The sequence below is a fragment of the uncultured Brachybacterium sp. genome, assembly GCF_947500705.1.
GTDB lineage: Bacteria > Actinomycetota > Actinomycetes > Actinomycetales > Dermabacteraceae > Brachybacterium.
In genome coordinates, this window is sequence record NZ_CANMSY010000001.1 from 543,639 (window position 1) to 557,991 (window position 14,353).

Below are 14,353 nucleotides of genomic sequence, written 5' to 3' on the forward strand. Positions count from 1 at the left end.
CCCGACCCGTGACCTCCGCACCCTCCTCCGTCGACGCGCCCGCCGCCGCCTCCGCGTCCCCGAGCCCCGCCACCACCGGCGCGGGTCGCTTCCGCCCCGAGCTCCACGGCCTGCGTGGGCTCGCGATCGGCCTCGTGGTCCTCTACCACGTCTGGTTCGACCGGGTCTCCGGCGGCGTCGACGTCTTCCTCTTCCTCTCCTCCTTTCTGCTGGTGGGGACCTTCCTGCGGCGCGTGGACGCTGGTCGTCCGACGGCGCCGCTCGCGTACTGGGGGCGCACCTTCAAGCGGCTCCTGCCGCCCACGGCCGTGGTGGTCCTCGCGACCCTCGCCGGGGTGCGCCTGGTGCTGCCGCCGGATCGCTGGATGACCGCGTTCACCGACGCGATCGGCTCCCTCCTGCACGTCGTGAACTGGGTGTTCATCGCCCGGGGCGTGGACTACTACGCCGCGGAGGAAGCCGGGCCCTCGGCTTTCCAGCACTTCTGGTCCCTCTCGATCCAGGGGCAGGTGTTCCTCGCCTGGCCGCTGCTGATCGCCGCCGCCGTGCTCCTGGCCCGCCTGCTGCGCCTGCGCGTCCGCGGCGTGCTCGCGGTCCTCTTCGGGGCGGTGCTGGTGGCCTCCTTCGCCTGGTCGGTGATCTCGACCTCGACCCAGCAGGAGATCGCCTACTTCGACACCTTCACCCGGCTGTGGGAGTTCGCGGCCGGCTCCCTGCTGGGCCTCGCCCTGCCCTGGTGGGAGCAGCGGGCCGAGCAGCGCTCCCGACGCGTGCCGCGCCGTGGACGCCGTCGCGCGACCCGCGCGGGCGCCCGCTCCCCCTCCTCGCTCCCCCTGCCGGTGCGCGTGATCATGGCCTGGACGGGGATCATCGGCCTGGTCTCCTGCGGCCTGCTCATCGACGTCCAGGGTGCCTTCCCGGGCTGGATCGCCGCCTGGCCGCTCGCCGCGGCCGCGCTGGTGCTCGCCGCCGGCACCACCGGGCATCCGCTGAGCGTGGACCGTGTGCTCTCGATCCGTCCCGCGGTGGTGCTCGGGGACATCTCCTACGGGCTCTACCTCGTCCACTGGCCGCTGCTGATCCTCTACCTCGCGACGACGGGCAAGGAACGGGCCGGGCTGCTCGACGGCCTGGTGCTGATCCTGCTCTCCCTTCTCCTGGCCTGGCTGCTGACCCGGCTGGTCGACACCCCCGTGCGACGCTGGCCATGGGCGAGCGCCAAGCCCTGGCGTGCCGGCGCCGTGGCGCTGACCTGCCTGGCCCTGGCGCTCACGCCCGTGATCGCCGCCCAGCAGCACCTGCTGGCCGACCAGCGCGACGCACAGGCCCGCGCCGTGGCCGACAATCCCGGGGCCCGGGTGCTGAACCCCGACTTCACCGTGCACCCCGATGCCGACCCCGATGCCGCACCGCTGCCCTCTGAGGCCCTGCTCCCGAAGGACTGGGCCAAGGGCGAAGAGGGCTGCACCGGCGAACTGGCTCCCCAGGCGGACATCGAGCCGCTGCCCAAGGACTGCGGCGTCGTCCCCGGCGCTCCGGACGGCAAGGTGCTGATCAGCGTCGGCAACTCACGGATGGAGCAGTTCACCGGCTCCCTCATCCCGCTCGCCAAGGAGAACGGCTGGACCCTGATCACGCTGTGGAAGGGCGGCTGCCTCTACGCCCCGGACGCGCAGGTCTCCCCCGAGTGCGACGCCTGGAGCGCCAAGGCGCATACCTACATCGACCGGGTCGCTCCTGATGCGGTCGTCCTGAACTCCACCTTCCTGACCCCGGAGCGCACAGAGGTGGTCGCGCCCGGCCTGGAGGTCACGCTCCCGGAGCTCACCGCCGCCGGGACGGACGTGATCGCGGTGCGGGACCTGCCCAGACTGCCGCTGAACCAGGCCGACTGCGTCCGCGAGCGGGGAGAGGATTCCCCCGCCTGCGCACCCCCGATCCCCGAGGCCCTGACCGCCGGGCGGCCCGATGCCCCCGTGCTCACCCAACAGGGCGAAAGGGTCTTCCCCCTCGAGGTCAACGACCTGGTGTGTCCTGAGGATGAATGCACGCCGGTGATCGGGAACGTGATGGTGTCCCTGGATGCCGACCACATCACCAGCACCTATGCCGCGTCGATGCAGGACGAGGTCGACGTGCGGCTCCGCGAGGCGGGCTTCAGCTGGTGAGGCGGAGGGCCGGTCAGCCCTGGGCGGCGGAGTCGCCCATGCCGACTGCGCGCATCCCGATCTCCCGGACCGCCTCGACCGCTGCCCGTGACCGGGTGACGGCCTCGTGGTCGGGACCGTGGTGGCGCTGGGCGTCCTTGAGCAGCTCCTCGACCTGGTAGTACGCATCGTCCAGATGGCCGGCTTCAGCGGTGGCCTCCGCGAGCTCGGCGCGCAGCTCGATCGCTTCCGGGGTGAGGGATTCCCCGTGCTCGAGCAGATCGAGCAGACGGCGGGTGGCGTCGTGGACGCGCTGCTGCGGGGTGCTCATCGGGGTCTCCTGGGAACGGCGCGGTGAGGTGACGCGGTGGGCGGCGCCTCACCCTCGATCCTACGCCGGGCCGGCCTGGCCGTGCGGCGCCGCTGCCGCTCGGCGCAGTACGCTGAGCAGGCCATGGAGATCAATCCGTTCGAGTCGCGCCTGCGCATGCTGCAGCAGATGGACGGCGTCCAGATGCAGCGCGAGGCGGCTCCCGACGAGGAGACCGCCGGCTGTCCCGGATGTCCGTACTTCTGGACCTGCCCGGTGCCGCATCGCGGCGAAGAGGTCCGGGCCCCTGCCGAGATCGACCTCGAGGACGTCCGAGAGGTGCTGGGCCCGCGTCGCGAGTACAGCCCTCGCGATGAGTCCGACATCGGCTGGACCGATGTCTGGGTCGACGAGGACGGCTTGAGGCTCGAGCCCGAGGACGCGCACGAGCCGGCGTCGACGCAGGACGCGGAGCCCGAGGACCACTCCGGGCCCGAGGACGAGCACGGGCCCGACCAGGAGCGCCGCCGTGCGGACGCCTCCGCGCGCCGCGGCTGGCGCGGGCTGTTCAGACGCCGGGGCTGATCGGTCCTCGGCCCCGATCGGACGGGTCACCCCGGCGTCGACGCGACCGTCGATCGTCGCGCGTCCAGGCTCTGTTCACCACGACGGGTGCGTGCTCTCAGAGGAGGACGAAGCAGCCGATCCCGAAGAGGATGAGGACGCTGAACAGGGCGAAGCTCATGAAGTTGTTCTCGGCCGCGCTCGGCGCTCTGTCCTCGGGGGTCCACCCCTCGGTGGTCGGTGGAGTGCTGCGCAGGGTCTCGTCATGGGCTGCGTCGGTTCTGGAGGGAACGGTTCTCGAGTTGTGTGCGGTGCTCACGGCAGGACTCCCCATCGGCTCAGTTCTGTGATCACGGAGATGGTCAGGATCGTGAACACGACCCCGATGAAGGCGGTGTAGGTCCATCGGTGCGGGTGATCGGCGCGCCAGAAACGGCGCACGCTGATCACGCCGTTCACCGCGGCGATCGCGCACAGCACGATCCCGACCGGAGCGGCGACCCAGCCGGCAAGGCTCAAGATCGGTACCAGCACCGGGATCAGCACGTAGGTGATGACACAGCGCAGGGCCGAGATGATGACGGAGATCCGGAAGGCCTGGTGTGCGGCCCCGCCGGACCTCAGGTCGATGTCCGGGATCCGGAGGGCACGGCGCATCACTCGGTCTGCGGCCCGGTCCGATCGGAAACCGCTGCTGCCGGGAGCCGGTGCGGGACCATCCGGCCTGGGTTCGGCGACGGCCGGACAGGATTCGGCGGCGGCCGGACAGGGTTCGGCGGCGCAGGGCTCGGCGACGGCCGCCGGCTGCGTGCGGGACATGCTCACGGGCCCTCCTGCCTGGTGCTCGACCGTGAGCGGCGCATCAGCCTCATGACGCCGAAGGCACCCGCCAGCAGGCCCAGAACTCCGACGAGGCCACCGAGGAAGAATCCCCAGTACAGCGGATCCATCCGGCCGGCGGTGTCGTGGCTGCCGATGGTGCTGCCGATGAGGATGCCGAAGAACGGGCCGAGCAGCGTCACGATGGCTCCCAGCAGCACCCACCAGAAGCCTGGCGGGGTGGGCACGAGGCGCACGCGACGGCCGGGGGGTGCAGCAGCATCGTCATGGACGGCCTCGGGGCCGGTGGCGGAGACGGCTCCGGTTCCAGCTGCGGTGGCGGTTTCAGCGCTCGGTCCACCGTCGGGTTCGATGTCGTTCATCCTGATCGCCCTTCTGCGCGGTCGTCGACAACGGCCAGTCCGTGCTGTTCGGCCGGGGCCGGGGTCGCTGTCGGCTCACGACGAGCATCGTCGCGAGAGGAGAAGTTGTCCAGCGCACCCATCAGGGGCCCGACGATGTCCATCGGCAGCGGGAAGACCACGGTGGAGTTCTGGTCAGCCCCCAGCTCGAGCAGGGTCTGCAGGTAGCGCAGCTGCAGCGCGGCGGGGGCCTCGCTGAGGGTCTTCGCCGCGTCGCGCAGCTCCTCCGACGCCTCGAGCTCGCCATGGGCGCTGATCACCTTGGCCCGTCGCTCACGCTCGGCCTCCGCCTGGCGGGCCATCGCCCGCTGCATCATCTCCGGGATCTCCACATCCTTGATCTCCACCACCGAGACGTCCACGCCCCATGGCACGGCCTGGCGGGCGATGGATTGCTGGAGGTCCTCGTTGAGGTCCGCGCGGTGGGCCAGGAGCGTGTCCAGGTCCGCGCGACCCACCACGGAGCGGAGGGTGGTCTGGGCGAACTGGGAGGTGGCGACCGCGTGGTTCTCCACCTCCATCACCGAGCGCACCGGGTCGGCCACCCTGAACATCACCACGGCGTTCACACGGGCGGTGACGTTGTCGCGCGTGATGACCTCCTGCGGCGGGATGGTCAACGTGACCACGCGCTGATCCACCCGCACCGAGCGGTCCAGGAACGGCAGCATGAGCACGAGGCCCGGGCCGAGCGGGCCGCGCAGACGGCCGAGGCGGAAGACGACCAGCCGCTCGTACTCGCGCACCACCTTCAGCGAGACGATGACCAGCACGAGCAGGAGGGCGATCACCACGATCGCGATGAGCATCTGGCTAGGCATTCTCGTCGGCGTCCCTTCGGTCGGAGGCGTAGCGGGTCCGCCCGAGGAGCAGCGGCACCGGAGAGTCCATGGCGGTCCGTCGATCAGAGGCGTAGCTGGTGCGGCGGCGCTCGAGGTTCTCGAACGCCAGGGCCCGATCGTCCAGGTTCTCGTCCAGCGACTTGAACAGCACGCCGTCGGGGTCCACGGGGGTGCGGCGCAGATGCGACCACAGCGGCAGCCCGGCGATCGCGATCACGAGGGCGGTGGCCAGCAGCATCACTTGACCGGCCCAGTGCTCGACCGTGAAGGAGGCGACCACCGGCCACGACACGGCGAGCACGGTCACGGCGCACGCGATCCCGCGATGGAATCGGGCGGATTCCGAGGACGGCCACGCATCGACCGTCTGCCCCAGCTCACGACCATCGTCCGACGAGGTGCAGCTGTCCTTGACCGGGCAGGAGTTGCAGACCGCAGGGCTGCCGCGATAGCGCATCACGCGGTTCTCGGGATCGAACGACTGGGGCCACAGCCACTGGTCCTCGGGACACAGCCAGGCATCGTGATCGTCGTGATACACGAAGCCGCGGGTCTGCTGATCGTCATTCGCGACATGGGCGCGCTTGGCCAGCAGGTCGATGCCGTAGGCGATCAGCAGCAGGGCCACGGCATAGCCGGCGGAGAGCCACGCGGCGGGCTCGATGGCGCTCATGATGCGGGCCCCTCCTCGTTCGGTCGGCGGCGGTCGGAGGCGTACCTGCTGGGCGGCAGGGCGTCCGTGGCGGTCACGGCGGCCGTGGCCGGTGCCTCGGCGCGGCCCGTGCGGTCCTCGCGAGCTTCCGGGTGCTCCTCGACGAACAGTGTCTCCGGCTCCATCCGCGTGACCGTCGCCTTCACGCCGTAGCGCACCCCGAGCCAGGTGATGTACACGAAGGGGAGGACACCTCCGACCAGGAACAGCACATCGCCGGGCATGCGCATCCACTCCAGGGCCACGTTGCCCGGCTGGGTGAGGTAGCCCAGCGTACGGGCCTCGAAGTACCCCTCGTTGACGGAGGCCCACAGCTGCAGCACGCCCAGCGGCAGCAGGGTCGCGAACATCATCCACGCGAGCCCGATGTTGAGCGACCAGAAGGAGAGCTTGGCCAGGCGATCGGGCCACTTCTCCGGCGGGATGATGTAGCGCAGCGCGAACAGCGCCAGGCCGACGGCCAGCATCCCGTACACGCCCATCATGGAGCCGTGCGCATGGTTCGCGGTCAGGGAGGTGCCGATCTGGTAGTAGGACACCACGGGCAGGTTCACCAGGAAGCCGAAGACGCCCGCGCCGAGGAAGTTCCAGAAGCCGACGGCGACCAGGAACATGACCGCCCACCGGTGCGGGAAGGGCGCGCTGGAGCGGGACTCCTGGCGCGATCCGAGCTGCAGGAACGTCCAGGCCTCGACCGTCAGGAACGTCAGCGGGATCACCTCCAGGGCGGAGAAGACCGCGCCGAGCGCCATGTGCTCGACCGGGGTCCCGGAGAAGTACAGGTGGTGCATGGTGCCGATGACCCCGCCCGAGGAGTAGAGGATGACGTCGAGCAGGATGATCTGGATGGCGATCTTGCGGCGCACCACGCCCAGCATCACGAAGAGGTAGGCCACCATCACCGTGGTGAACAGCTCGAGGAAGTCCTCGACCCACAGGTGCACCACCCAGAACCGCCAGAACTCGGCCACCGTCAGGTGCGTCTCGTTCGTCGCCAGGAGGCCCACCGCGTAGAAGGCGGGGATCGCGAGCGCCGCGTAGGCGAACAGCCACGGCATGTTGAACTTCGACTCGGTCCGCAGCCGCGAACGGATCGCGCGGATGATGATCAGGAACCACAGGAACAGCCCGATCACCAGGAGCACCTGGAAGGCGCGGGGCAGATCCAAGTACTCCCACTGCTGGGAGAAGAACGCCGAATCCGCTGCCCAGTCCGGGCCGTAGATGCTGATGGCGGTGCCGCCGAACATGCCGACCACGACGAGCGCGAGGGCGCCCAGCAGGCCGTAGGACAGCAGGTGCTGACCACGCGGCTCCCTGCCCGCGATGATCGGGGCGAGGAAGATCGCGGCGGCCAGGAAGGTGGCGGCCGTCCACAGCAGAGAGAGCTGCACGTGCCACGTCCGGGCGAGGTTGAACGGGAAGATCTGCGCGAGGTCGAAGCCGAAGAAGCCCTGGATCTCGACCCGATAGTGCTCGACGGACGCGCCCACGGTGGCCTGGATGAGGAACAGCAGGGCGACCACGAGGAAGAACCAGGCAGTGGAACGCTGAGCCTTCGTGATCCCCACTTCACCGGGCTGGAGGAACTTCAGGCGCGCGGTGTCGTTGCCCTTCCAGCCCAGGTTGCTGCTCCAGCGGCCGTAGACGGCGAACAGGATGCCGAGGCCTGCCAGCAGCGCGACCAGGGAGATCGCCGACCACACCAGGATGTCCGCCGTGGGATGGTTGTTGACGCGGGGCTCGGCCGGCCAGTTGTTGGTGTACGAGTAGTCCAGACCGGGTCGCTCCGCGGCGCTCGCCCACGCCGTCCAGGCGTAGAAGGCGGTGAGGTCATGGATGTCCTGCGGATCGGTGATCGCGTTCGGGATCAGCCCGTGGGCGGTGGACGGTTCGCCGAAGAAATCCCCGTAGTACGCCTTGAGCTCCTCGAAGGCGCTGATCTGCTCGTCCGTCAGCACCAGGACGCCCGACTCCTCGTCGTACCGGTTGGTGCGCTGCATCTCCGCAGTGGCGGCCGCGGGCTCCTGCACGCCCTGCTGCTCGAGCTGCTGATGGATGTGCTCACTGCTCAGGCGAAGGTACTCGGCCGTGTAGTCGGGTCCGAGGTAGGCCCCATGGCCGAGGATCGAGCCGTACTGCTGGATGCCCCTGGTCAGGAACACGTTCTGGCCGCGGGTGATCTCCTCGTGCGTATAGACCACGTCCCCGTCCTCGCTGACCACCTGCTGGGGCAGCGGCATCGAGTGGGTATAGGTCCGGTACGCGAGAACGCCCATCACGAAGAATCCGAAGATGAGCACCAGCGCGATGCCCTGCACCCATCCCTTGGAAATCGCGATCTCCGACGTGGATGCCTGGTCCTGCGGACGATGATTCTTCACGCTCACGCCTGGCCCACCGATCTTTGTGGACGCAACCTGCTCTGGTGCAGGTCACCGGGTGTGAGGAAAAGTACCCACTATTCCCAGGAAGTGTCAAGGTTGTTCGGATAGCGCAGTTTCGGCACAGAGAATCTGCATTCCGTCCATGTCCTGGAGCAATTTCCCGCACCGCCCTCGGTGATCGCACAGCACGAGGGTGCGGGGCTCCGGTGGGCCGCACTGTATTCTTCCGGCCGTCTCTGGTCTCATGCGGTGTGGAGGCCCCACCGTGAACACGGCACCAGAGCTCGGCACTCGACCGTCCCCGCCCGACGCCCCGACGGGACGTCGCCGCATCCCGCTGCTTTCGCTCGCCGCTCGCCCCCATGCCTGCTCGAAGGACGTGCGGCTGCAGGTGCTGCAGGGCGTCGACCTGTTCCGCGACCTCACCGCGGATCAGCTCACCGCTGTCAACGCGGAGATGATCGCGCACACCTGGGACGAGGACGCCCCCCTCTATCGGGCGGGGGACCGCGCAGATCACCTGTACATCCTCGCGTCGGGTCGGGCGAAGGCGTTCCGCTCCACGGCAGACGGGCAGGACGTGGTCGTCGATTTCCTCGCGCCCGGCGACCTGTTCGGCGACCTGGAGATCCTGGGGCGGTCACAGCACACCGAGACGGTCCAGGCGCTGACGAACGTCTGCGCGCTGCAGATCGGGACCAGGGAGTTCCGCGAGATCCTGACGCAGCAGCCACGGGTCGCCCTGCGCGTGCTCCATGCCGTCTCGATCCAGCTGGCGCTGGCCAGGTCGTCGGTGACGAAGCAGTCCACGGCGACGGTCGCGGAGCGGGTCGCGGCGGTGCTCCTGTGGCTGGCCGAGAAGTTCGGGGAACCCGGGGCGACGGGCACCCTCATCGAGATCCCGCTCTCCCGCGCCGATCTCGCCAGCATCACCGGATCCACCACCGCCTCGGTCTCACGGGTGATGAGCGGGCTGCGCAAGGACGGCGTCATCGACTCGGGGCGCCGTTGGACGGAGATCCTCGACCATCGCCGTCTCCGTGCCCTCGCCTCGCAGGAGATGGCCCCGGCGACGCGCCCAGGAGCAGCCCCGACCCCGGACTGATCAGTCCTCGGAGCTGATCCGGCCGGTCGCCGCCGGCCCGAAGCCCACCGGGCACTCCCCGTCGCGCAGCGCGACGCGCGCGATCGTCGCCGAGGAGAGCTCGGTCGGGACCTCGGCGCCGGATCCCTCCCCGCTTCCCGTCGGCGCCGTCGAGAACGGCGGCAGAGTGCGGTCCACCCGCATCCAGCCGGCCGGCACGGGCTCCAGCTCGGAGCCACCGCCGTCGGCCCCCGACGCGTCGAGGCCCGCGCCCCCGGTCGAGCTCCCGCCCGCGGAGATGTCGATCCCGAAGATGGTGTGGAACGCCTCGACATAGGCATCCGCGAAGCCGGTCTCCGCCAGATGGCGGGCACGTTCGGCGGGCTGGTGCATGACCTTGGAGAGGATCCGGTGCACGGACCTCTCGAGCTGGTCCGCGGTCTCGCCGGAGACGTCCCGGCGCAGCCGGTCGATCTCCCCGTCGGCCGCGTCGAACACCTCGCGTCGCAGCGCGGCCATCGCGGGATCGATCCGGCGCACCTCCTGCTGGGCGCGGAAGGCCTCGACGTTCTCGGCGACGATGGTGCGGGCGATGAGCAGTGCGGGGTCGGTCTGGGCCTCGGTGTCGAGCCGGAGGTCGGCGAGCCCGAGCACCGTCACCCCTTTGAGGTGCCTCACCAGGGGGTGCAGATCGGAGTGCAGGGCGAGGTCGAGCACCACGGTGCGCTCGGCGCTGAGGAACAGCTCGGGGAACAGGGAGGTGCCGCGGCCGGAGCAGGCCAGCACCAGATCGGCCTCCCGGATCGCGCCTTCGAGCTGCGTCTCGTCCACGGTCTCGACGCCGTGCCGTTCGGCGAAGCCGGAGGCCCGTCCCGAGGGGGAGAACACCCGCACGTCCTGCACCCCGCGGCGCACCAGCTCGGCGAGCCCCAGCCGGGCATAGGCGCCGGTGCCGACGATCAGGACGCTGCGGCCGGCGAAGCCGCCCAGCTCGATCTCGGCCCGGTCCACGGCGACGGCTGCTCCGCTGCGGCCCGCGGCGCCCACCGGCGCCTGGGTGGCCACGGCCTTCGCGCAGCGGAAGCCGTGCTGGAAGAGGTCGTGGAGCATCGAGGTGGTGCGGCCCGCGCGGCGGGCGGCTTCGTAGGACTGCCGCACCTGCCCGCCGATCTCCGCCTCACCGAGCACCAGGGAGCGCAGCCCGGAGGTGACCTCGTAGAGGTGCTCGGGCACGGGGGCGTCCATCGCCGCGTCGAAGCAGAGGGAGACCACTTCGCGGTCCATCCCGCTGGTGCGGACCACCGCGTCCAGGACGAGGTCCACGCCCTCGTGGAAGCGCTCGGTGTCGAGATAGACCTCGAGCCGGTTGCAGGTGCTGACCACCACTTCCCCGGCGACCACCGGGGCCTCGCCGGTGATGGCGGCGCGCTCGCGCTGGAGCTCCTGGATCACGGCCGGGAGGGTGTCCGCGCCACGGGTCAGAGCGTCGAGCACCCCGAGGTCGAGGTGCTCGTGGGAAGCGCGGAGGGCTGCGAGCATGATCGCCAGTCTAGGCATCTCCGGAAGCGGTGTTCCGATCCCTGGGAACTCCGTCATGGAACCTGTGCACAATGGTGTCGCCATGAACAAGAACCCCACGTCAGAGCAGCTTTTTGGCGACAGTGCGTCAGATCGATCGCGACACCTGTCAGATACCGGGATCGCCCCAGGCCCCGGCCTCGCCACCACCCCCGCGATCGCCTCCACGACCCCTCCCGGAGAACTTTCCGTCCTGCCCGCGGAGCACCCCCTGCAGCGCTCCGCTGCGGAGGGCGGGGTGGCCGACGCCTCACTGCTCGGCGAGCTGCGAGGCGTGAGGAGCGCCACCCCGAGCGTGTGGTTCATGCGACAGGCCGGCCGTTCGCTGCCGGAGTACCGCTCCCTGCGCGAAGGCACCACGATGCTCGACTCGTGCGTGCTCCCGGAGATGGCGGCGGAGATCACCGTGCAGCCCGTGCGCCGCCACCAGGTGGATGCCGGGATCTTCTTCTCCGACATCGTGGTGCCCGCCCGTCAGGCGGGGCTCGGCGTCGAGATCAGGCCCGGCGTGGGCCCTGTCTTCGATCACCCGATCCGCACCGAGGCCGACGTCGACGCGCTGCCCGAGCTCGGCGATGACTACGATGCAGCGCTCGAGCCGATCCGCGAGGCCGTGCGGCTGACTGTCGCGGAGCTCGGCACCACTCCCCTGATCGGCTTCGCAGGCGCCCCCTTCACGGTGGCCAGCTACATGGTCGAGGGCGGTCCCAGCCGTGACCATCTGCGCACCCGGGCGCTGATGCGCTCCCAGCCCGAGGTATGGGCACGCCTGGCGGCCTGGGTCGCGGAGCTCTCGGGCCGCTTCCTGCGCGCCCAGGTGCTGGCCGGCGCCTCCGCGGTGCAGCTGTTCGACTCCTGGGTCGGCGCGCTGAGCTCCGAGCAGTACCTCACCCACGTGCAGCAGCACTCTGCGGCAGCTCTCGCCCACGTCACCGACCTGCCGGTGCCGCGCATCCACTTCGGGGTCGGTGCCTCGCACCTGCTGCCCCAGATGCATGCGGCCGGGGCGACCGTGATGGGCGTGGACCACCGGCTGCGGCTGGATCAGGCTCTCGAGATGCTGCCGGAGGGCACCCCGCTCCAGGGCAACATCGACCCGGCCGTGCTGTTCACCTCCGAGCAGGCACGTTTCGAGGAGGCCCGCGGGGTGCTCGCGGCCGCGGCCGGTGCGGCCGGCCACGTGGTGAACCTCGGCCACGGCGTCCCACCGGATGCTGACCCCCAGGTCCTCACCGATCTGGTGCGCTTCCTCCACGAGCAGGACTCCCTCGTGCTGGATGCCCCCGCGGCATGAGCACTCGCACCCTCGTCATCGGCGGCGGCCTGTCCGGGCTGCTCGCCGCTCGGCGCCATCTGCGCGCGGGGCACCGGGTGGTGCTGCTCGAGGCGACCGGGAGCGTCGGCGGCGCGATCGCTCAGGCCTCGTTGCCGGGTGCCGGGGGGCTGTCGGTGAACATCGGCGCCGAGGCCTACTCGATCGGTGCCGGAGCGGTCGATGCGCTGGTCACCGAGCTCGGCCTGGAAGAACAGGTCGTCGCCCCGCGCGAAGGCCTGGGCAGCCGGGTGGTCTCCTCCGCGGGCGTACACCGCGCCCCCGGCGGCAGCCTGCTGGGGATCCCCGGCCGCCCCCTCGCGGCCGATGCCCGCGCGGTGCTCGGCACCGCCGGGGCGCTGCGGGCGAGCCTCGAGCGGTTCCTGCCCGCACGCGTCGGCACCCGTCCCGGGGCCACCGTCGCCGAGGTGGTGGGCAGGCGGCTCGGTCGGAAGGTGCTCGAGCGCCTGGTCGCGCCGGTGGTGGGAGGGGTGCATTCCGCGGATCCCGCGACCCTCGAGTTCGCCGCCGCCTCCCCCGCGCTGAGCCGGGGCCTGGCCGAGCACGGATCTCTTCTCGTCGCGGTGCGACGGATCCGGGGACGCAGCGCCGGGAGCGCTCAGAGTGCCGGCACCCGCGTGCACGCCCTGTCCCCCACCATGGCGCTCCTGCCGCAGACGCTGCAGGCGCAGTTCCTCGCCGCGGGTGGCATCCTCCGCACCGGGGTCGAGGTCGTCGCGGTGGACCGGGACGGGGCTCCAGGCCGGGACAGGGCCGGCTGGACGGTCCGCACCTCTCGCCAGGAGGAGCTCACCGCGGACCGTCTGGTCCTCGCCTGCCCTCCGGATACTGCCCGGGAACTGCTGCAGGAGGCGGTGCCCGAGATCGCTCAGGCGATCCCGCAGGCCCCGTCGGCTGCTCTGCGCCTGGTGGCGCTGGTGCTGGACGCTCCGGCGCTCGACGCCTTCCCCTCGGGCACCGGCGCGCTGGTCGCCCCGGGCACCGCCGGGATCCGCGGAAAAGCCCTGACTCACGGGAGCGCCAAATGGGAGCACGTGCAGCAGGCGCTGCGCGAGGCCCTCCCGACAGCGCGGAGCCCGCATCTGCTGCGCCTGTCCTATGGCCGCCCGGGAGAGCAGCTGCCCGCTCGGGACGAGATCGTCGACCTCGCCCTGGCCGACGCCTCCCGCATCCTGGGCGTCCCGCTGTCCCCGGCGCAGCTGCTGGCCTCAGAGGTGATCGACTGGGACCGTGCCATGAGGCAGCCGCAGCCCGGCCACCGCGCCGCCCTCGATACCCTCACCGAGCTGCTCGCCGAGCAGCCCTCCCTCGAACTGCTCGGCTCCTGGAGAGCCGGCACCGGCATCGACGCGATCGTCCGCGCCGAACAGTCGCTCGCAGAAGACACCGCTCTCTCGGAAGGAACCCCCTCATGACCGATTCCCCCGCTCAGGAAGCGCAGTCCGTCGAGGACATCGCGCAGACCACCCGCTACACCAGCTACACCGTGTTCCGTCGGCTCTCGGGTCTGACCGAGGACGGCGAGCTGACCACCGCGCAGATCCAGGCGTCCCTCGCGGAGGTCACCCAGCTCATCGAGTCCACCTCCGAGAGCGGCGTGGAGATCCTCGGCTTCTACGACGTCTCCGGCTTCCGCGCCGAGGCGGATCTGATGCTGTGGCTGGCCGCCGACGACCCCGCCGATCTGCAGACGGCGCTGCGCGAGTTCGAGCGCTCCCTGGCCGGCACCTGGCTGCACCGCGAATGGGCAGGCGTGGGCGTGCACCGCATGGCCGAGTTCGCCAAGGGGCATGCACCCTCGTTCATGGTCCCCGGTTTCGAGCGCAAGCAGTGGATCACGGTCTACCCCTTCGTGCGCAGCTACGACTGGTATCTGCTGGCGGACGACGAGCGCAACCGCATGCTGCGCGAGCACGGGCTGCTGGGCCGCGACTACCCGCAGGTCAACGCCAACACCGTCGCCGCCTTCGCCCTCGGCGACTACGAGTGGTTGCTGTCCTTCGAGGCTGATGACCTGCACGATCTCGTCGACATGATGCGCCACCTGCGCTACTCCGATGCGCGCCTGCACGTGCGCGACGAGCTGCCCTTCCACGCCGGCCGACGCCTCGATTCCCTCGAGGACCTCGCCGCGCTGCTCGCCTGACACCACTCC

General features: G+C 70.5%; 14 protein-coding genes. 6 read left to right on the forward strand and 8 right to left on the reverse strand.

What is annotated here, in order from left to right:
* The first annotated feature begins 8 nt into the window (after positions 1-8).
* Positions 9-2,168 (forward strand): acyltransferase family protein, encoded by a 2,160-nt coding sequence (locus Q0937_RS02500; protein WP_299299376.1) that lies wholly within the window; start codon positions 9-11, stop codon positions 2,166-2,168.
* 13 nt (positions 2,169-2,181) lie between these two features.
* Here Q0937_RS02500 and Q0937_RS02505 read toward each other — a convergent pair whose 3' ends face one another.
* Positions 2,182-2,478 carry a hypothetical protein gene (locus Q0937_RS02505; RefSeq protein ID WP_299299378.1) on the reverse strand — a complete coding sequence of 99 codons (297 nt, stop codon included), beginning with the start codon at positions 2,476-2,478 and terminating at the stop codon, positions 2,182-2,184.
* 123 nt (positions 2,479-2,601) lie between these two features.
* Here Q0937_RS02505 and Q0937_RS02510 point away from each other — a divergent pair, with 123 nt between their 5' ends.
* Positions 2,602-3,042: a hypothetical protein gene (locus tag Q0937_RS02510; protein ID WP_299299380.1), complete on the forward strand. Its 441-nt coding sequence runs from the start codon at positions 2,602-2,604 to the stop codon at positions 3,040-3,042.
* 97 nt (positions 3,043-3,139) lie between these two features.
* On the opposite strand, the gene Q0937_RS02515 is transcribed toward Q0937_RS02510, so the two are convergent.
* The 6 genes from Q0937_RS02515 to Q0937_RS02540 form a co-directional block, all read right to left on the reverse strand.
* Positions 3,140-3,340 carry a hypothetical protein gene (locus tag Q0937_RS02515; RefSeq protein WP_299299382.1) on the reverse strand — a complete coding sequence of 67 codons (201 nt, stop codon included), beginning with the start codon at positions 3,338-3,340 and terminating at the stop codon, positions 3,140-3,142.
* Positions 3,337-3,678: a hypothetical protein gene (locus tag Q0937_RS02520; RefSeq protein ID WP_299299384.1), complete on the reverse strand. Its 342-nt coding sequence runs from the start codon at positions 3,676-3,678 to the stop codon at positions 3,337-3,339. The genes Q0937_RS02515 and Q0937_RS02520 overlap by 4 nt, the downstream gene beginning before the upstream one ends.
* Before the next feature lie 164 nt (positions 3,679-3,842).
* Positions 3,843-4,223, reverse strand: coding sequence for a hypothetical protein (locus Q0937_RS02525; RefSeq protein WP_299299386.1), 381 nt, complete (start codon positions 4,221-4,223; stop codon positions 3,843-3,845).
* Positions 4,220-5,083 carry a slipin family protein gene (locus Q0937_RS02530; RefSeq protein ID WP_299299388.1) on the reverse strand — a complete coding sequence of 288 codons (864 nt, stop codon included), beginning with the start codon at positions 5,081-5,083 and terminating at the stop codon, positions 4,220-4,222. The genes Q0937_RS02525 and Q0937_RS02530 overlap by 4 nt, the downstream gene beginning before the upstream one ends.
* Positions 5,076-5,777 (reverse strand): hypothetical protein, encoded by a 702-nt coding sequence (locus Q0937_RS02535; protein WP_299299390.1) that lies wholly within the window; start codon positions 5,775-5,777, stop codon positions 5,076-5,078. The genes Q0937_RS02530 and Q0937_RS02535 overlap by 8 nt, the downstream gene beginning before the upstream one ends.
* On the reverse strand, positions 5,774-8,206 hold the full coding sequence (locus Q0937_RS02540) for a nitric-oxide reductase large subunit (RefSeq protein WP_299299392.1): 2,433 nt from the start codon (positions 8,204-8,206) through the stop codon (positions 5,774-5,776). The genes Q0937_RS02535 and Q0937_RS02540 overlap by 4 nt, the downstream gene beginning before the upstream one ends.
* Before the next feature lie 262 nt (positions 8,207-8,468).
* Here Q0937_RS02540 and Q0937_RS02545 point away from each other — a divergent pair, with 262 nt between their 5' ends.
* A complete protein-coding gene (locus Q0937_RS02545; RefSeq protein WP_299299394.1) occupies positions 8,469-9,308 on the forward strand; it encodes a Crp/Fnr family transcriptional regulator in 840 nt (279 codons plus the stop codon).
* Here the strand turns inward: Q0937_RS02545 and Q0937_RS02550 are convergent, their stop codons facing one another.
* Positions 9,309-10,826, reverse strand: a complete 1,518-nt coding sequence (locus tag Q0937_RS02550) for a glutamyl-tRNA reductase (protein WP_299299396.1) — start codon at positions 10,824-10,826, stop codon at positions 9,309-9,311.
* Between the two features lie 82 nt (positions 10,827-10,908).
* On the opposite strand from Q0937_RS02550, the gene hemE reads away from it, so the two are divergent.
* The 3 genes from hemE to hemQ are packed head-to-tail and all read left to right on the forward strand — an operon-like array spanning position 10,909 to position 14,344.
* A complete protein-coding gene (gene hemE, locus Q0937_RS02555) occupies positions 10,909-12,159 on the forward strand; it encodes a uroporphyrinogen decarboxylase (protein WP_299299398.1) in 1,251 nt (416 codons plus the stop codon).
* Complete coding sequence (locus Q0937_RS02560; RefSeq protein ID WP_299299400.1) at positions 12,156-13,613, forward strand: NAD(P)/FAD-dependent oxidoreductase; 1,458 nt, start codon at positions 12,156-12,158, stop codon at positions 13,611-13,613. Before hemE ends, Q0937_RS02560 begins: the two co-directional genes overlap by 4 nt.
* A complete protein-coding gene (gene hemQ / locus Q0937_RS02565) occupies positions 13,610-14,344 on the forward strand; it encodes a hydrogen peroxide-dependent heme synthase (protein ID WP_299299402.1) in 735 nt (244 codons plus the stop codon). Before Q0937_RS02560 ends, hemQ begins: the two co-directional genes overlap by 4 nt.
* Positions 14,345-14,353: the final 9 nt, after the last annotated feature.